Raw genomic sequence first — 17,136 nt, 5'->3', positions numbered from 1 at the left:
GCTACCTCTGGTCTCGGAGATCGGTGGTCGTCGCATTCCGCACCGGTTCGTGCGGGCGTTCCTGGAGCCTCATCGGAAGAGGGCCCGTCTTGAGCGTGGCGCGGGCGATGGGCCGTATCGGCCGGTCGCCGACCGGGGTCAGGCTCCAGCGGCCGGCGATCCCCGCGACGGCCAACATCGCCTCGTTGAGCGCGAACTGGTCGCCGATGCACTTCCTGCCGCCCGCGCCGAAGGGCAGCACCGACCGGCGTGCGACGTCGCTCATCGCGCCGGGCAGCCAGCGATCCGGATCGAACCTCTCCGGCTGGGGGAACAACTCCGGGTCGTGCTGCAGGATGTAGGGGCTGAGCAGGAAGGTGGTTCCCTCGGGGAACGCGTGCCCGCCGAGTTCGCAGGCCGTGGTGGTGGACCGGGTGAACATCCACGCCGGCGGATAGAGGCGAAGGCTCTCCATGAGCACCTGCCTCGTGAACGTCAGCCCGGAGAGATCCTCGAAGCGGGGCGTCCGGCCGCCGAGCGCGCCGTCGACCTCCTCCCGCAGGCGGGCGCCGATCTCCGGGTGCGCGCCGAGCAGATGGAAGGTGAACGCCAGCGCCGTCGCGGTGGTCTCCGACCCGGCGATCAGCAGGATCAGGACCTGGTCGAAGATCTCCTGCGTTCCGAGCGGGGCTCCGGTGATCTCGTCGCGCGCGTTCATCAGGCTCGCGAGCAGGCCGGGGTCCTCGTCCTTCTTGCGCCGCACCTCGTCGATGATCTCTTCGGTGAGCTTGCGCATCTCCGCGATCGCGCGGGGGTATTGCCGGTTCATCTTCGTGGGAACGAGCGACAGAACCCGCGCCGGGACGAACATGCGCCGAAAGAAGCCGTCCATGAGAATCGGCAGCCATTTCTCCACCTGGGCCACCAATGCGTGGTCCGCGGGCACCGAGAAAAGGGATCTGGTCGTGATGCGAAGAGTGAGTCTTGCCATCGCCTTGTCGACGTCGACGACCTCGCCCGATCGCCATGAGCGCATCAGGGCTTCCGTCTCGTCCGCCATCAGTTCGGCGTAATGGCCGATGTGCCGGTGGTCGAACGACGGCTGCATCAGCGGGCGTTGCCGACGGTGATCGGCCCAGCGGCTGGTGACCAGGCCGTTTCCCACGGCCTCGCGGCCCCGGTCGTAGAACAGGCCGCCCTTGTCGTAGAGCCGGGTGTCCTTGAGTATCTGCCGGAACAGGGCGGGATCGCAGGGCACATAGGCGTCGCCGGGACCCATTCTGACTTTCACCAGGTCGCCGAGTGCCGGGAGTGACTTCAGGAATTCCAGCGGCTGTAGGAGCAGAGGTACGGCATGGCCTGCGAGAGGCAGGCTTCGAGGGGCTTTTCTGATGGCAGGTAGCTCCGGCATGGCTCCAAGTACCGCAGAAAGGACGGCCTCTTCGACAGGGGAAGAGCACCCCCGACCTGTCGCGCTTTCACCGCCTGTCGCGCTTGCCCGCAAAGGCGCGACACGAGGCCGAAGCGCGACACGTCGGCCCGCCCGTGGGCCTTGCCGGTCGGACCCCGGAGCGCCGCCAATGGGAGTCGTGCATGTACGGAAACGCCTACAGGAGGATGCCTGTGGTTGAGCAGGTCGCACTCAACGCCCCGGTGACGGGACCGGATGCCGACAGCCGGCCGGACCTCGACCGCTCGGCTCTGCTCGCGATGGACCACGGCAGGCTCCACGCCCTCGCGGCGGAGATCAGGACGCTGCTGGTGGGGCAGGTGCAGGTGTGCGCGTCCGGGTCGAGAACTCCCACGCCTCGACCGCGCTCTCCTGCGCCCGCGGCATCGCCGCCGGCCTCGGGCTCCACGACCAGCGGGCCGGCCGGTCCGTGGCGGCGGTGATCGGGGACGGGGCGATGACCGGGGGCCTCGCCCGGGAGGGCCTGAACAATCTGGCCGAGCGCCCCGAACTGCCGGTGATGGTCGTCCGCAACGACAACGGCCGCTCCTACGACCCGACGATCGGCGGTCTCGCCCGGCGCCTGGCCGCACTGCGCACCGCACGCCGCGGTCCGGCCGACCTGGGCCCGAACGTGTTCGAGCAACTGGGACTCGCCTACGTCGGCCCCGTCGACGGGCACGGCATCCCCGCCGTGGAGGCGGCGCTGTGCAAGGCGTGCGACATGCGCCAGGTAGTGGTGGTGCACGTCGTCACCGACAAGGGCCGCGGCTGGGAGCCGGCCGAGACCGGCCCGGCGGACCGCATGCACGGGATCGGTGTGCTCGACCCCGCGACCGGGAAGCCCCACGCTCCCGCGGGCACCTCGTAGACCGAGGTGTTCGGGCGGGAGATCACCGAACTCGGCGCGGATTTCGAGGACATCGTGTGCATGAGCGGCGCAATGCGCGGGCCGGTGGGCCTCGCCCCCTTCGCCGAACGCTTCCCCGAGCTCCTGCACAGCGTGGGCCCGTCGCCGGACCGCCTCGGCGGCGGCCGCTCAACGTCATCAGGTACAAGACCGCGAAATACACGGTCGAGCGGCCCCTGCAGATCGGGGCGGCACTCGCCGGCGGGGACGGGCGGCTGCCCGACGACCTCAGCGCCTTCGCGATCCCGCTCGGCGAGGCGTTCCAGCTGCGCGACGACCTCCTCGGGATCTTCGGAGACCCGGGGGGAGACCGGCAAGTCCCGCCTCGACGATCTGCGGGAGGGCAAGCACACCGTCCTGGTCGCGCTCACGCTCGCCGCCGACAAGGAGCAGGAGGCCGATCTGCGCGCGATCCTCGGCGACCAGGCGCTCACGGAGGCCGAAGCCGCGCGCGCGTGGCGGCCGTCCTGCCCGAACCCGTCGAGCACGCGCTGCGCACCGTCGCGCGCGGCCGCCTGGCGAGCCTCGTGAGCGGTGGGGTGAAGCGAGTGCTGCCCGCCACTCCCGCCGATTTGGGCCTCGACTTTTCCCGAACCGGTTGAACAGCTCAGATATTCAGGCGATGATCGGGCCGAATCAAATACCGTTGGTGATTGCATCCTGGGGGTTGAAGTGAGCGATGTGACAGTGCGGCCCATGGCTGCCGCCGAGTTGGAAGTCGCATGCCGAATAGTCGGACTCGCCTTCGCCGACAATCCGAGCAATCTGGCCACCGTGCGCGGTGATCAGGAAAAAGCCACCCGGGCGATGGAACAGGGAACACGCATCATCAAGCTCGGGAGCCCTTTCAGCCATGTGCTCGGCGCCGAACGGGAGGGCCGGCTCGTCGGCATCCTGAACGCCGCGGAATGGCCGCACTGCCAGATGAAGCTGGGTGAGAAGCTCAGAACGGCGCCGGTGATGATCCGGACGATCGGATTCAACTTACCCCGCGCCTTCAAGGTGATGAGTTCGAGGGCCAAGCACGAGCCCCGCGAGCCCCACTGGCACATCGGACCGGTCGCCGTCCACCCGGACGAGCAGGGGCACGGGGTCGGGACGGCGCTGCTCAGGACGTTCCTCGACGGGGTCGACAAGCAGGGGACACCCGTCTTCCTCCAGACGGACGTCGACCGCAACGTCGTGCTCTACCAGAAGTTCGGCTTCGAGATCGTCTCCCGGGAGACGATCCTCGACGTCGACACCCGCTTCATGTGGCGCGCGGCGCGCTGAACGACCTCAGCACCGCGTGCAGCTCCTCGACGACCAGCCGGCTGCACGCGGCCGCCGCGGGCACCATGTCCTGCATCAGGAAATAGCCGTGGACGAGACCCGGCCCGGGAACATGGCGCACGGAGACGCCCGAGGCCGCCAGCTTCTCGGCCAGCCGCACCCCCTCGTCGTGGAGCGGATCGAACTCCGCCGTGGCCAGCACCGTCGGCGGCAGGCCCCGCAGGTCGGCGTTGAGCAGGTCGACGGCGGGATCGCCGCGGCGCTCCGGATCGGGGACGTACATCTCGTAGTTCCAGACCATGTCCTCGACGCTCAGCAGATACCCCTCGGCGTGCTCGCAGGCCGCGGCGATCCGCAGGCTCGGATCCACCGGCGGGTACACCAGCAGCAGCGCGGCGAGGTCCGGGCCCTCGGTGTCGCGCGCGTCCAGGGCGACGCCCAGCGACAGGCTGGCCCCCGCGCTGTCACCGGCCACCACATGCTCACGGCCCGGGAACGACTCGGCCGTCCAGCGGGTCGCGGCGACGGCGTCGCGCAGCGGAGTGGGGTAGGGGAACTCCGGGGGCCGTCGATAGCCGACGGAGACGACGACGGAGCCCAGCGACGCCGCGAGCATCCGACAGGCCCGGTCGTGGCTGTCGAGGTCGCCCAGGACCCATCCGCCACCGTGCAGAAAAGTGATCACCCGGCGCTCGTCCGATTCTGGGGTGTACACCCTGCACCGGATCAAGGATCCGTCCTCGGCGCCGATCGTGCGATCGGCGGAGGCGACGGCCGCGCGGGGGTGTCCGTCCTCCCGGTGGGGGCGTGCTGAGCTCGCCCGGTACCGCTCACGGGCCTGCTCGACCGTCAGGGCGCGATCCGGAACCGGCGGCCCCCCGGCGGCCTGCCAGGCGATCAAGCTGCGTAAAAAGCGGTCCAAAGGCATCGCGGGCCCCCTGCGGGCTGGTTCACGGAATCGATGATCAATGATAAATGGTTCGTTCTGGAAGAACCATGGTGAAGATCGCTCAAAAGGGAATGCGGATTGCACGGGCGCATATGGAAAATTAATACTTCTCTGGTTCGGGCCCTTGCTGTACCTTCGTCGAGGACGACAGCCGAGAATATCTGGCGCTGTGCAATGACGGAGAGCGGTATTCGCTCTGGCCTCAGGGGTTAGAAGAGTCGGCGGGACGCGGGCGGGCAAGGAGATTGTCCGTGACCGTCGATGTGAAGAGCTGGGTGAGATTCGTCCGCCGGTCCGCCGAAAGTAAAATCCGTGAGGGATGCCGGGCACGACGGCGGCTGTGCCTTCTGGTCGTGGAACACGGCGCTCCGCCGCCGGAACGGATCGGACCCTACGAGGACTGGGTGCGCCCGCCCATCGTCCCGGAGGATCTCCAGGCCCGGGTCGGCCAGTTGGAGGCCCGAGTCGTCCTCACACTCTCGATGCTCCGGCTGCGCCGACGCCTGCAGCTCCTCGGCCTGACCCTGCGCAACGTCTGGGGACGCGGCTCCACCGTCGAGCCGAACCAGCAGAACCAGCCGAACCAGTTGAACCGGCCGAACCAGCAGAACCAGCCGAACCAGTTGAACCGGCCGAACCGGGGTGTTCGACACCCCTGCGCCGCGCACCACTTGTCGTAGCCATCACGCCGGAAGCACGCGTCGGAGGCGGAGTTGAGAGTTCTGCACGGCCGGCAGCGCCATCTGGCCGTCGCCCGCGCCTGGAAGGAGCTGACCGGGGCCCTGGGCTGTCCCGAGGCCGCCGAGCCCGGATCCGGGAAGCCTCTGACCGTCGACGATCTCTGGCCGGAATCCCTGTCTCCCCCGGGCCCACAGCCGAGTACAGTGATATTTGTACGCGTACGATTGGAGAGTGATGAGCGCGACCGACACTGTTGGAGCGGGGGAGCGGTCCACGCCGACGTCGGACTCCGACTCCGTGGAGGAGCAGAGCCTGTCCAGGCTGCTGCGTCCTCATGTCCGTAAGTTCGCGGCCGTCGCGATCCTGCAGGTGATCGGCGCTCTCGCGGGACTCGCGCCCTTGCTGGCGGTCGTCGAGCTGGGCCGCACCCTGCTGGCGCCGGGCACGATCGACGAGGGGCACGTCTGGACGGCCGTGATCCTGGGCGCGGCCGGCCTGTTCGTGCGACTGCTGTTCACCGCCGCGTCCTCGGGACTCGGCCATGTGCTGGACAGCCAGGCGCAGCTGACGTTCCGTCGACAGCTCGCCGACCGGCTCGGCCGCGTGCCGATCGGCTGGTTATCCCGCCGCAAGACGGGCGAGCTGGCCAAGGTGGTGGGGGAGGACGTGAGCGCCGTGCACCCGCTCATCGCCCATGCGCCCGGCGAGCTCGTCTCCGCGTTCGTGGTGCCGCTGGCGTCGCTGGTCTACCTGTTCACCATCGACTGGCGGCTCACGCTGATCACGCTGATCCCGGTGGTGATGGCCATTCTCCTGGTCCCGCTGCTGATGCTCCCCGCCAGGACGCGCGAGCAGGAGGATTTCGACGAGGCCATGGGACGGATCGCCAGCTCCGTCGTCGAGTTCGTGCAGGGCATCTCGGTGGTGAAGGCGTTCGGCGGATCCGAGCGCGCCCACGGGAAGTTCCTCACCGCCGTCGACGACTTCGTCGGGACGTTCTCCCGGTGGGTGCGCGGCATGTCCCTGGTCGCCGCCGGGATGCAGCTGGCGCTGTCCCCGCCGTTCGTGCTGCTCGTCGTCCTGATCGGCGGCACGTCCATGATCACGTCCGGCAGTCTGGCCCCGGCCGACCTGCTGCCCTTCCTGCTGCTGGGCCTGGGCCTGACGGCCCCGGTGGCGGCCCTGGGCCACGGCTTCGACGACATGCAGGCCGCCGGCCGCGCCGTCGGCCGGATCAAGGAAGTCCTCGACGTCGCGTCGCTTCCGGAGCCCGCGCATCCGGTCGCGCCCCAGGGACACCGGGTGGAGCTGCGCGATGTCCGCTTCGGCTACGACGAGGACCGCGAGGTGCTGCGCGGGGTCGACCTGGTGCTGGAGCCGGGGACCTTCACCGCGCTCGTCGGGCCGTCGGGAAGCGGGAAGTCGACCCTGGTCCAGCTGCTGCCGCGGTTCTTCGACCCGAGCCAGGGCTCGGTCGCCATCGGCGGCGTCGACCTGCGCGAGATCGGCAGCCGGCAGCTCTACCGCACGGTCTCCTTCGTCTTCCAGGACGTCCGCCTGCTGCGCGCCTCGGTCGCGGACAACATCGCGCTCGCGGTGCCGCACGCCGAGCGCGACGATGTGGTGCGCGCCGCCAAGCTGGCCCACATCCACGACCGGATCCTCGACATGCCCAACGGCTACGAGACGGTGATCGGCGAGGACGTCAAGCTCTCGGGCGGCGAGGCCCAGCGGATCTCCCTCGCCCGCGCGCTGCTGGCCGACACACCCGTCCTGGTGCTCGACGAGGCGACCGCCTTCGCCGACCCGCAGACCGAACAGGCGATCCGCCAGGCCCTGGCGGCCCTGGGCGGCGAGCGGACGATCCTGGTCATCGCCCATCGCCCGGAGACGGTCGCCGACGCCGACACCGTCGTGATGCTGGAGAACGGGTCGATCGTCGAGCGGGGCCGCCCCGCCGAACTGCTGGCGCAGGAAGGAAAGTTCGCCGAGTTCTGGCGATCCCAAGGAGGACAGCCCCGATGATTCGAACGCTGCTGCGCGTGCTCGGACCCGAGTACGCCCAGGCGATGCGCCGCACCGTGGTCCTGATGACGATCACCGCGATGGTCGAGGGTCTTTCCTACGCGCTGCTCGTCCCGGTGCTGCGGGAACTGTTCGGCAGCACGCCGGACGACGCCGTGCCGTGGCTGATCGCGTTCGGGGCGGCGGTCGCGGTCTACGCCGTGCTGCGCTACGTCAGCGACCTCTCCGGCATGCGCGTCGGCACCAAGATGCTGCACGGCATGTACTACCGGCTGGGCGAGCACCTGGCCCGGCTGCCGATCGGCTGGTACAACGCCGGCCGGGTCGGCGAGATCTCCGTCATGGCCAGCCGCGGCCTGCTCCAGGCGATGGGCGTCTCCGCGCACCTGCTGGCCCCGTTCATCTCCGCCCTGGTGACCCCCCTGACGATCGTCGCCGTGATGATCGCCTTCAACTGGCAGCTGGGCGTCGCCGCGTTGATCGCCGCACCCGTCGTGGCGGCGATCCAGAAGTGGACCGCGCGCTCGATGGCCGGCACCGACGCGGACCGCCACGAACGGGACAAGGAGGCATCGGACCGCGTCATCGAGTTCCTCCAGGCCCAGCCGGTGCTGCGCGCCGGCGGCCGCACCGGAGAGCGGTTCGAGCTGCTCGACGACTCGCTCCAGGAGGTCCAGCGCTCCTCCCGGCGTACCGTGCTGGCGATGCTGCCCGGCGCGGTGGGCCTGACGGTCGCGGTGCAGGTGGCCTTCACCGCGGTGCTGGCGCTGGGCACCTCCCTCGCGCTCGGCGGGAGCATCGGGGCGGCGGAGGTCCTGACGATCCTGGTGCTCGCGGCCCGCTGCGCCGATCCGCTGCTGTCGCTGTCGGACATCGGCGCGGGGCTCCGCGGCGCCCAGTCCGAGCTGGAGCGGCTCGACAAGGTCCTGAGCACCGCGCCGCTGCCGGAACCCCGTGAGCCCGTCCGGCCGGTCGACCACGACCTGGCGTTCGAGTCCGTCACCTTCCGGCACCGCGAACGCACGGTGTTCGACGAGGTGTCCTTCTCCGTGCCCCAGGGGCAGCGGCTCGCCGTGGTCGGACTGTCGGGTGCGGGCAAGAGCACCCTGCTCCAGTTGCTCGCCCGGTTCTACGACGTGGACTCCGGCGTGGTTCGCGTGGGCGGCGTGGATGTGCGCGAGATCGACACCGAGGTGCTGATGGCACAGATCGCCATCGTCTTCCAGGACGTCTATCTCTTCGACGGCACCATCGAGGAGAACGTGCGCCTCGGCCGTCCCGACGCCGACGAGGCCGACGTCCGCGCGGCGGCGACCGCGGCCCGGCTCGACGAGGTCATCGAGCGGCTGCCCGGCGGATGGGAGGCGAACGTCGGCGAAGGCGGCGCGCTGCTGTCGGGCGGTGAGCGCCAACGCGTCTCCATCGCAAGGGCGTTGCTGAAGAACGTGCCGATCGTCCTGCTGGACGAGGTGACCTCCGCCCTCGACCCGGTCAACGAGACCGCCGTCCACGAGGGCATCGAGCGCCTGATGGCCGGGCGGACCGTGGTGATGGTCGCCCACCGGATGCGGACCGTGCAGCGCGCCGACCGCGTCCTCTTCCTGGAGGGCGGCCACATCGTGGAGGAGGGCAGCCACGACGAGCTTCTCGCCCGGAGCGGCCGCTACGCCGATTTCTGGAACATTTCCATGGCGCCGGCAGCGAGTGAATGAGTGGGTATGCGCATCGATTCCTTGGTCGGGGGGCCGGCGGGCCGGAGTATTTCGCCGGCTCGCGTCCCGCCCCTAGGCCTGGGCCCGCGTGCTTCTCTTTCCGCACGGCGGCGGCAGTGCGAGCTATTACCGTTCGTGGGACCGGTCGGCACCTTGGGACATCGAATTCTTCGCCGTTCAGTATTCGGGCCGGGAAGATCGATTCGGCGAACCGTGCCGGACGCTATCCAATGGCTCGCCGCTGTACTGGCGGCCGATCTCCCGCTCGACGGGCCGCCGGTCCCGACGATTCTGTTCGGGCACAGCATGGGGGCCGTCGTCGCCTATGAGGTCGCCCGCCATGTGACGGCGGCGGGGGCCCCGCCGACGGGCCTGGACGTGTCCGGTCACCCCGCCCCGGCGCGACGCGGCTTGACCTCCTCGACGACGCCCCGCTCGTCCGGACGTTCCTGCCCGTGATCCGGAGCGACTACCGCTGGAGCGAGACCTGTCGGCCGTCGCCCGGCGCGCGGCTGCGGACTCCGGTCACGGTGCTGTACGGCGACCAGGACCCGGAGAATCACAGCGGCCGAGGCCCAGGGGTGGCGCGAGGTCACCGACGCCGGATGCGCGTTCCGCACCTTCGAGGGCGGGCACTTCTACCTGGACGAGCACCGCGACGCGGTCGTCGGAGTCCTGGCAGCGTGCGCGCGGACGGCGTCCGAGAAGATGTCGGTCCCCTGGCCGTCCGCCCCGTGAAGCCGCCGGCTACCGGCCCTCCACGGTCTCCTCCGACCGCAGCAGCCCGTCGATGATCGCCGTCAGGCCCTGGCGGTGGGTGTCACGGCCGTTGAGCTCGGCCCATCGATCGGCGACCGCCGCCAGCCGGGGGTGCGTGCCGCTCATCAGGCCGGCGACGACCTGGTCCTCGTAGGTCGGTCCGGTGGCCCGGGCGCGTCGCTGCTTGCCGTACGCACGGATGATCAGGTCGCCGACGATGGCGAACCAGATCGTCCGGTAGATGTACACGGCGTGTTCCGGCGTGTGTCCGTAGTCCACGGTCGCGCTGATCATCTCCTCGACGAACCAGAGCGCCGAGGGGGCGATGAGGTCGCCGCCGGCCACCACCTGCACGATCCACAGCCGGTCGGCGAGCAGCTCGTAGAGCATGATCGACACCGCGATCAGCCGCTCCCGTGGGTCCTCCGGCAGTTCCGGGCGCGGTATGCGCCGGGCCTGGGACTCCATCAGCAGCAGAAGCAGCTCGTCCTTGTTGCGAACGTGATAATAGAGCGCCATCGGCGTGCTTTTCAATTCGTTCGCCAGGCGCCGCATCGAAAGCTTTCCCGCGCCCTCGGTCTGCAGAATATGTTCCGCCGCGGCGATGATGGCATCGAGGGACAGATGAGGTGGCCGACCGACGACCTTGGCGCGGGGTTTTCCTGCGGGCATATCATCCTCCATACGGGTGGGTCGATTCTAGCATTCCGCAGCTATGGAAAATCCACACCGGTCGGGGTGAAACGAACATTGTCGGGTAATGAGGACGATGCTGGTTTGGCCGTATTCGTGCGTTCTTGCTTCATTGCTTCATTGCTTCATTGGAAATAGGTGCCATGGAAAAGAGGACGTGAGATGTGCGGGATAGCAGGCCGGGTGTCGTTCGAGGCCGATCTGACGCACCAGGGTGAGGTGCTCGATGCGATGACCGGGACGATGGCCGGTCGCGGGCCGGACGGCCGCGGCACCTACGTGCGTACAGAGGTCGGGCCGGAGCATCGACGCCTCGCGGTCATCGACCTCACCGGCGTTCAGCGTGCTCAGTGTGCTCAGTGTGCTCAGTGTGCGTCGGCTTCGGTGACCCGCCGCACCAGGTCCACCCAGGCGCTCTGCAGGCGCGCGGTGGCGGCCTGACGATCGCCTCGCAGGTAGTCCATGGTCTCCAGGTCCGTGAAGGCGAGCATGGCGTGCGCGAGCATGTCGTGATCGCCGTCGACGCCCGCCTCCTTGAGGAGTGACGAGACATGACGATGGAACGCCCTGCCGTAGTGCGAGGTCCGGCGGCGCTCCACGGGGATCTGGCGTCCCAGCGCCGGACCCAGGTCCGTAGGGTCGGCGACGCGCTCGATCAAGGCGCAGCCGAATGCCGTCAGCCGGTCCTGCGCCGGTGCTCCCGGCCCCAGCGGAGGCGGACCGAAGGTGTACGCCTCGTGGAACTCCGCCTCTACGTCGTCCAGCAGGGCCAGCAGGAGACCGTTGCGGTCACCGAACCGGCGGAAGAGCGTGCCCTTGCCCACGCAGGCCAGCTGCGCGACCTCGTGCATCGTCACGTGCTCGGCGCCCCGCTCGGTCACCAGCCAGGCGGCCGCCTCCAACAACCGGGTCCGGTTGCGGGCGGCATCGGCGCGCTCCTCGGCGGGATCGTCCGGCAGCTGCGTCACCGATCACGCCCGCGGCGCCAGGTGCGCATACACGCACCCGTCCTCGATCTGCACCGGATACACCGGGACGGGACGTGTCGCCGGCGGGTCGAGGGGGTGCCCGGTGCGCAGGTCGAAGCGGGAGCCGTGCAACCAGCACTCGACCGTACAGCCGTCCACCTCGCCCTCCGAGAGCGAGACGGCGCTGTGCGAGCACATGTCGTAGATCGCGAACACCTCCTTCTCCGCCAGGACCAGGGAGAGGGGCACCCCCTCCACCTCGAACCGCCGGGGCACGCCCTCCTCCAGCACATCGAACTGGCAGAGGTACGTGTAGCCGCTGCTGGGCATCGCTCTCCTCGGGTACGTCCATGGCGCCGGGGCTGGTGGCGGGGCGGCTGGGTGGCTGGTGGCTGGTGGCTGGTCGCCCACGCTAGCGACGCAGCCCGGCACGGGGACCCGACCGCAGCCCGAGTCGGACTCGGCTGATGGACCTAAGCCGCTGCCACCCCTCCGCTCCTCCGCCTTTCCGCCCCTCCGCCGATCCTGTGTGGGTCAGATCAGGGGGACGGGGGTGAAGCGGGAGGCCGTGTGGAGGTCCGTCTCGATGTGGGAGGCGGTGGACATCAGGGCGGGGAGGATGTCGTGGACGCAGCTCTCGGCCGTGCGGCGGGCGACGTGGGTGGCCGCGTTCAGGGCGGCGATCACCCGGCCCGTCCGGTCGCGGATCGGGACGGCGATCGCCCGCAGGCCCTGTTCCAGTTCCTCGTCGACCAGGGCGTAGGACGGCGAGGTGTGCGAAGGCGGTGCGTCCGGGTGCTCCGGCAGCAGCACCCGGCCCATCGACGTTCCGCTCGCCGGCAGCCTCGTCCCCACCGTGACGTCCACGCTCATGACGTGGCTCGCGGGCGCCTGGGCCGTGTACTGGATCTCGTCGCCCCGGCCGGTCAGGATCGCCAGAGCGGTCGTCTCCTGGATCTGCGCCGTCAGCGCCGCCATGTGGGGGGTCGCGATGCGCGGGAGGGACGTCCGGGAGAGGGGCGGGAACCCCAGCGCGAGGACCCTGGGGGTGAGGGCGAAGGCGCGGCGCGGGGTCGCGGCCACCAGGCCCAGGTGCTCGTACGTGATCAGTGCGCGGCGGGCCGTCGCCCTCGCCAGGCCCGTCGCCTTGGCGACCTCCGTGAGGGTCAGCTCCGCCCTGCCCTCGCCGAACGCGGTCAGCACGGTCAGGCCCCGGGCCAGGGACTCGATGAACTCCCGGCCGAGTTCCTGTTTCGACGCACCCGTCCAGGTCGCCAGGCCCGCGGGGGGCGGTCCGGGGTGCGGGGGAGGGGCGTGGCGCAGGTCGTCCTCCATCGCCGACACGGCCGCCCGAAGGCGTGGGAGCAGCGTTTCGCGCAGGTCCGCCGCCGTGTGCCGGCTGGTGTGGCTGACGACGTTCGCCACGCACGCGATCCGGGCGGTACGCGGATCCCGTACGGGTACGGAGACCGCCACCAGCCCCGGTTCGATCAGCTGGTCGTCCAGGGCGTGGTGCGCGGACGCCGCTTCCGTCGTCCTTCGTACGAAGTCGCTGTCGACGCCCTCGCCCTTGCCCTTGCCCTCGCTCTCGTCCTTGTCCTCGCCCTCGTGCCCCGGGGTGTGGTGGGGCAGTGGCGGTACCGTCGGGAAGTCTCGGTTCTCGGGGTCCGTCGTGCGGCGGGTGCGCCAGGTCTGCCAGTCCTCGTCCGTCCACTCGGTGGCGAACAGCGGGCCGGGGGCGGTGCGTTCGGCCGGGAGGAGGTCGCCGATGCGGAAGCTCAGGGACATCGCGCGGCGGCGGGTCGCCTGGTGGATGAAGCGGATGCCGTCGCGGTCGGCGACCGCCAGGGAGACCGACTCGTCGAGTTCGTCGGCGAGGGCGTCCGCGCGGGCGTCCAGGAGGGCGGGCAGGCGCAGGGCGGCCAGGTAGGCGTTGCCCAGTTCCATGACGCGGGGGGTCAGGATCGCGTCCCGGCCGTCCAGTCGGACGTATCCCATGCGGGCGAGCGTCGCCACGATCCGGTCGACGGTCGAGCGGGCCAGGCCCGTGGCGCGTTCGAGTGCGCTGAGACTCAGCACGCCGTTCGCCTCGGTGAGCCGGTGCAGCACGGCGACGCCCCGCATCAGCGGCGCCACGGCCTCGGCGGGGGTACTGGTGTCGCTGGAGGCGGCGGCGTCGGCGGGGGACGTCGTGGCGGCGTCGGGCAGTGGCATGGGCGGTGTGTGCTCCCCGTGGAGGGTGTTCCGGACACCGTAACGGGGGGCGACGGGGATCAGGGCTTGGGCAGGGTGTTCACGTAGTGGGTGCCGTCGGCGGTGAGGCCGGCGACGGCCTTCTGGGCGTCCTTGCCGGACACGTCCTGGCCGGCCTGGTAGTAGAGCCAGTCGACCTGCATGTCCCAGCTGCGCGACCCCTTGAACGGGAGGTCGATGAACCAGGTGCTGAAGTTGACGGTCATGGGCTCACGCGGGGAGTGGTCGCTGCCGTTGCTGAACAGCTCCTTCCCGTCGATGGAGTAGGTGGTCTTTCCGTCGTGCACGGTGATCACCATGGTGTGCCAGCCGCCGAGCTTGGTGATGTGGGACTTCGTGACCCGGTCGTTCGTCGCGCTGTCGTGCCAGCTCGTGGTGTCGAGCCGCGGACCGTACGCCCCCCAGCCGCCGTTGGGCAGGTACTCGTAGTCGAGTTCGCTGTACTTCTTCGACTCGTGGTCGGGCGAGATGGTGAAGAAGGACTCGGCGATGTGGTCGCCGTCCCTGCCGCCGGCCGGCTTGTCGCTGAGGCGGACCCGGGCGACGAGGGTTCCCTCGAAGACGGTCCCCTTGGCGCTGTGGAACTCGGACTGCCGGGTGCCCTTCGGGGTCCCGTCGGTCTCGGCCCGCAGCTGAAGCGCCTGCCCCTGGCCCTGGCCCGGCGCGGCGTCCTCGCCCTCCCCGGTGGGGAAGCTGACGCCGTCCTTCGACCAGCTGTCCTTGATGCCCGGGCCGCCCTCGCCGCTACGGGCCTCCCAGCCGTTGGCCGCGAGTGCCGGGTCGCCGGGACCGGTGTAGTTGAAGTCGTCGAAGAGGACGCCCTTGGGCAGCGCGGGCGGCCCGGCCGGTCCCGCCGCCGAACCCGACTTCGACGTGGAGGTCGAAGTCGACTTCGACGTCGAGGACGAGGACGAGTCCGCCGGCGCCGCGGTGGCGCCGTTCGGCTCCTCGCCCCAGGCCAGTGCGCCGCTGAGGTAGGCGGTCACCCGCTTCGACGGCGTGTACGCGCTGTCATCGGCGTCGAAGGAGTGGTCGTTCTTCTGATCCAGGTTCTTGTGGTCGACGCGGTAGAGCTGCAGGCCGATGCCCTCGGTGCTCCCGCCGGGGGCCAGGGTGCCCGTGGCCTGCCGGAAGCCGACCTGGAGGTAGTGGTCGGCGCCGGGTGAGGCGTCGTCCGCCGCGGTGGTCTTCTGGGTGACGTGTGAGCAGCCGAGCGCCGTCTGGACGCAGTTGGACGCGTATGCGGAGGCGTCGTCGGCCGAGTAGTAGTAGCGCAGAGTGACGTCACTCAGGTCCACGGGCTTGTCGGACGTGTTGATGACTTCCAGCCAGGGCCTCGCCACGGCGCTCGTGGCGGGCGCGTCGGTCCGGTAGCGGACCTTCAGCGCGGTGGGCTCGGAGTCGGAGCCCGGGGACCACCAAAGGAAGTAGAACGCTGCCCCGGCCGCCACGAGAGCGCCGACGACGAGGAGCGATATGAGGCCCTTCCGGCCGCGGCGGCGGGGTGGACGGCGGCGGCTCACGAGCGCTCCGGGGTGGGGGAGTATGCCGCCGAGCCGGCGGTGCACGGCAGGGTGTGCCGGGCGCCGGGCCTACGACTGATATGGCTGATCATCGCCGCGTATCGTAGGCATATCTTCAACAAACCGGCCAGGGCATGCTTTTTCTCGCCGCAGAGTGTGGTTTTGCTCACTGTCCTCCGTGGCGCCTTATGGGCTCCAAGCGTCCGAATTATTGCCTTTTTGTCGTTCAAACAGGACTTCCAGCGTTCATTCGCAGTTCAACTGCATGATCGTCGAGGGGTCTCGGCGGGGTGGGAGGGTCTGTGCCGGTCGGTCACCGCTGGGGTATTTTCCGTGGGGCTTTCACAACTTGAACACGGCGTTGGGGTCGTCGTGTGAACGAACCTGGGTGGGGGGATTGGCAATGGCCGGTACAGCGGCGCGTCCCGCGCGCGTTGAACCGCAGCGCGCAGCGCGCAGTCGGCACCGAAGAGGGCGGGGCGCGTACGAAGCGCCCACGGAGCCGACTGGGCAGGACACGCTGGTCTACGAGACCGTCGTCCTTGTGCCGGCTCGCAACGAGGAGGTCGGCGTCCTCACCTCGCTGGAGTCCCTGGCGGGGCAGTCCCGCCGCCCGGACCTCATCGTCGTGGTCGTCAACAACTCGACCGACCGCACCGAGGAATACGCGCGCGAGTTCGCCGAGGACGAGAACACCCCGCCCACGGTCGTCCTGAACTTCGCCGACAACCCCCACAAGAAGGCCGGCGCCCTCAACTACGGGCTGCGCTGGCTCCGGGAGGCCGTCGGCGGACGGCTCACCAATCGGGTGGGCCACATCCTCGTCATGGACGCCGACACCGAGCTTCACTCCAGGTTCGTCGAGCGGGCCCAGAACGTCATCGCGTCCGACCCGGAGCTCGGCGGAGTCAGCGCCGCCTGCCTCGGCCGCACCGACCTGTGGCGCAACCCCTGGCAGCGGTTCCTCCTCGGCATGCAGATCATCGAGTACGGCCGGGCCGCCAACGCGCGCTACCGCACGGACGTCCACACCATGTCGGGGGCCGGCTCCTTCTACCGGGCCGAGGCCCTGCAGAACCTGATCGACTGGCGGGGCGAGGTCTTCTGGGAGGACCACCGCAACCTGGTCGAGGACTACGAGACCACGCTGGCGCTCAAGGAGTCCGGCTGGAAGGTGACGGCCAACCAGCTCTGCATCGCCTACACCGACCTCATGCCCACCCTGCGCGAGCTGATCCAGCAGCGCGAACGGTGGAGCCGCGGGACCGTGGACACACTGCGCCGGCGCGGCTGGACCAAGTTCACCTGGCACTCCATCACCACGATGATCCTGGGCTGCATCGGCTTCATCTACATCCTGGGATGGGGGTCGGGGCAGCTCCTCATGGTCGCGGTGAACGGCCTCCATGAAAGCCCCTGGCTGTGGGCGCTGTTCGCGTTCTGGGTCATCTATCCGGCGCTGCGGGTCACGAACCTCGGCTGGAAGGCGATGTTCGTCGAGGCCCTGCTGATCCCCGAGCTGGTCTACACCGTGGTGCGCGCCTACTGGCTGTTCTCGTCCATCGTCAAGTCGTACGTGACCCGCGTGTCCGCCTGGAAGTAGGCCTGGAACCAGGTCCTGGAAGTGAGTCGGAAAAACAGATGAACACCCTCAAGGGTCTGGGGGCGTGCGCGGTGCTCGCGGGCATCGCCTATGCGGTGACCAAGGTGGCGACCACCGACCAGATGTGGACCGGCTTCACCGTCACGGTCCTCGCGCTCAGCGTGATCGGGTACATGGCGGCCCTCCGACGCAAGAGCAAGGACCGCCGGGCGGCCAGGGGAAGAGCGAAGAGCCGACGAGCCGCTTCCTGAAGAATCGTTTCCCCCCGAGCCCGGCCCACCACACCCGAAAGCCCACCCCCAGCGCCGCCCCACCCCGGAGCCCCCACGCCGGGTTGTTGTCCCGGGGTCGCTGGGGCC

The 17,136-nt window shown here is 69.7% G+C and carries 15 protein-coding genes and 1 pseudogene; 9 read left to right on the top strand and 7 right to left on the bottom strand.

Going from position 1 to position 17,136, the window contains the following annotated elements; translation table 11 throughout:
• Position 1 precedes the first annotated feature (1 nt).
• Complete coding sequence (locus tag ACIBAF_RS11450) at positions 2-1,390, bottom strand: cytochrome P450 (protein WP_399462956.1); 1,389 nt, start codon at positions 1,388-1,390, stop codon at positions 2-4.
• Positions 1,391-1,757: 367 nt separating this feature from the next.
• On the opposite strand from ACIBAF_RS11450, the gene ACIBAF_RS11445 reads away from it, so the two are divergent.
• The 3 genes from ACIBAF_RS11445 (at position 1,758) to ACIBAF_RS11435 (ending at position 3,611) form a co-directional block, all read left to right on the top strand.
• Entirely contained in the window at positions 1,758-2,300 is a 543-nt protein-coding gene (locus ACIBAF_RS11445; protein ID WP_399462955.1) for a 1-deoxy-D-xylulose-5-phosphate synthase N-terminal domain-containing protein, read from the top strand.
• Positions 2,301-2,356: 56 nt separating this feature from the next.
• Positions 2,357-2,941 carry a polyprenyl synthetase family protein gene (locus ACIBAF_RS11440; protein WP_399462954.1) on the top strand — a complete coding sequence of 195 codons (585 nt, stop codon included), beginning with the start codon at positions 2,357-2,359 and terminating at the stop codon, positions 2,939-2,941.
• A 94-nt stretch (positions 2,942-3,035) separates the two neighbouring features.
• Entirely contained in the window at positions 3,036-3,611 is a 576-nt protein-coding gene (locus ACIBAF_RS11435) for a GNAT family N-acetyltransferase (RefSeq protein WP_399462953.1), read from the top strand.
• Here ACIBAF_RS11435 and ACIBAF_RS11430 read toward each other — a convergent pair.
• Positions 3,589-4,512 (bottom strand): alpha/beta hydrolase, encoded by a 924-nt coding sequence (locus ACIBAF_RS11430; RefSeq protein ID WP_399462952.1) that lies wholly within the window; start codon positions 4,510-4,512, stop codon positions 3,589-3,591. The two genes, ACIBAF_RS11435 and ACIBAF_RS11430, sit on opposite strands and share 23 nt — an antisense overlap.
• A 299-nt stretch (positions 4,513-4,811) precedes the next feature.
• On the opposite strand from ACIBAF_RS11430, the gene ACIBAF_RS11425 reads away from it, so the two are divergent.
• The 4 genes and pseudogenes from ACIBAF_RS11425 to ACIBAF_RS11410 all read left to right on the top strand — a co-directional run bounded on the left by ACIBAF_RS11425 (position 4,812) and on the right by ACIBAF_RS11410 (position 9,437).
• Positions 4,812-5,240 (top strand): hypothetical protein, encoded by a 429-nt coding sequence (locus ACIBAF_RS11425; protein ID WP_399462951.1) that lies wholly within the window; start codon positions 4,812-4,814, stop codon positions 5,238-5,240.
• Between the two features lie 235 nt (positions 5,241-5,475).
• A complete protein-coding gene (locus tag ACIBAF_RS11420; RefSeq protein ID WP_399462950.1) occupies positions 5,476-7,266 on the top strand; it encodes an ABC transporter ATP-binding protein in 1,791 nt (596 codons plus the stop codon).
• Positions 7,263-8,978 (top strand): ABC transporter ATP-binding protein, encoded by a 1,716-nt coding sequence (locus ACIBAF_RS11415; RefSeq protein WP_399462949.1) that lies wholly within the window; start codon positions 7,263-7,265, stop codon positions 8,976-8,978. The genes ACIBAF_RS11420 and ACIBAF_RS11415 overlap by 4 nt, the downstream gene beginning before the upstream one ends.
• Positions 8,979-9,066: 88 nt before the next feature.
• Positions 9,067-9,437 (top strand): annotated as a pseudogene (locus ACIBAF_RS11410) (thioesterase II family protein).
• 288 nt (positions 9,438-9,725) lie between these two features.
• Here ACIBAF_RS11410 and ACIBAF_RS11405 read toward each other — a convergent pair.
• From ACIBAF_RS11405 to ACIBAF_RS11385, 5 genes are all read right to left on the bottom strand, one after another.
• Positions 9,726-10,409: a TetR/AcrR family transcriptional regulator gene (locus ACIBAF_RS11405; RefSeq protein WP_399462948.1), complete on the bottom strand. Its 684-nt coding sequence runs from the start codon at positions 10,407-10,409 to the stop codon at positions 9,726-9,728.
• Between the two features lie 386 nt (positions 10,410-10,795).
• Positions 10,796-11,398 (bottom strand): TetR/AcrR family transcriptional regulator, encoded by a 603-nt coding sequence (locus tag ACIBAF_RS11400; RefSeq protein ID WP_399462947.1) that lies wholly within the window; start codon positions 11,396-11,398, stop codon positions 10,796-10,798.
• Between the two features lie 3 nt (positions 11,399-11,401).
• On the bottom strand, positions 11,402-11,728 hold the full coding sequence (locus tag ACIBAF_RS11395; RefSeq protein WP_399462946.1) for a non-heme iron oxygenase ferredoxin subunit: 327 nt from the start codon (positions 11,726-11,728) through the stop codon (positions 11,402-11,404).
• Positions 11,729-11,932: 204 nt separating this feature from the next.
• Positions 11,933-13,612, bottom strand: a complete 1,680-nt coding sequence (locus tag ACIBAF_RS11390; protein WP_399462945.1) for a helix-turn-helix domain-containing protein — start codon at positions 13,610-13,612, stop codon at positions 11,933-11,935.
• A 59-nt stretch (positions 13,613-13,671) separates the two neighbouring features.
• Entirely contained in the window at positions 13,672-15,174 is a 1,503-nt protein-coding gene (locus tag ACIBAF_RS11385; protein WP_399462944.1) for a cellulose binding domain-containing protein, read from the bottom strand.
• A 544-nt stretch (positions 15,175-15,718) separates the two neighbouring features.
• Between ACIBAF_RS11385 and ACIBAF_RS11380 the strand changes: the two genes are divergently transcribed.
• Positions 15,719-16,777: a glycosyltransferase family 2 protein gene (locus tag ACIBAF_RS11380; RefSeq protein ID WP_399462942.1), complete on the top strand. Its 1,059-nt coding sequence runs from the start codon at positions 15,719-15,721 to the stop codon at positions 16,775-16,777.
• Between the two features lie 38 nt (positions 16,778-16,815).
• Positions 16,816-17,028 carry a hypothetical protein gene (locus ACIBAF_RS11375; protein ID WP_399462941.1) on the top strand — a complete coding sequence of 71 codons (213 nt, stop codon included), beginning with the start codon at positions 16,816-16,818 and terminating at the stop codon, positions 17,026-17,028.
• Positions 17,029-17,136: the final 108 nt, after the last annotated feature.

This window comes from Streptomyces sp. NPDC051677 (assembly GCF_044453465.1).
Taxonomy (GTDB): Bacteria; Actinomycetota; Actinomycetes; order Streptomycetales; family Streptomycetaceae; genus Streptomyces.
Note: the sequence above shows the minus strand (reverse complement) of the source record. Positions and strands in the feature narration are given on the sequence as shown.

Coding starts and splice junctions, on each gene's coding strand:
- ACIBAF_RS11450 (WP_399462956.1), bottom strand. CDS start 1,390: ATGCCGGAGCTACCTGCCATCAGAAAAGCCCCTCGAAGCCTGCCTCTC.
- ACIBAF_RS11435 (WP_399462953.1), top strand. CDS start 3,036: ATGGCTGCCGCCGAGTTGGAAGTCGCATGCCGAATAGTCGGACTCGCC.
- ACIBAF_RS11420 (WP_399462950.1), top strand. CDS start 5,476: ATGAGCGCGACCGACACTGTTGGAGCGGGGGAGCGGTCCACGCCGACG.
- ACIBAF_RS11415 (WP_399462949.1), top strand. CDS start 7,263: ATGATTCGAACGCTGCTGCGCGTGCTCGGACCCGAGTACGCCCAGGCG.
- ACIBAF_RS11405 (WP_399462948.1), bottom strand. CDS start 10,409: ATGCCCGCAGGAAAACCCCGCGCCAAGGTCGTCGGTCGGCCACCTCAT.
- ACIBAF_RS11395 (WP_399462946.1), bottom strand. CDS start 11,728: ATGCCCAGCAGCGGCTACACGTACCTCTGCCAGTTCGATGTGCTGGAG.
- ACIBAF_RS11390 (WP_399462945.1), bottom strand. CDS start 13,612: ATGCCACTGCCCGACGCCGCCACGACGTCCCCCGCCGACGCCGCCGCC.
- ACIBAF_RS11375 (WP_399462941.1), top strand. CDS start 16,816: ATGAACACCCTCAAGGGTCTGGGGGCGTGCGCGGTGCTCGCGGGCATC.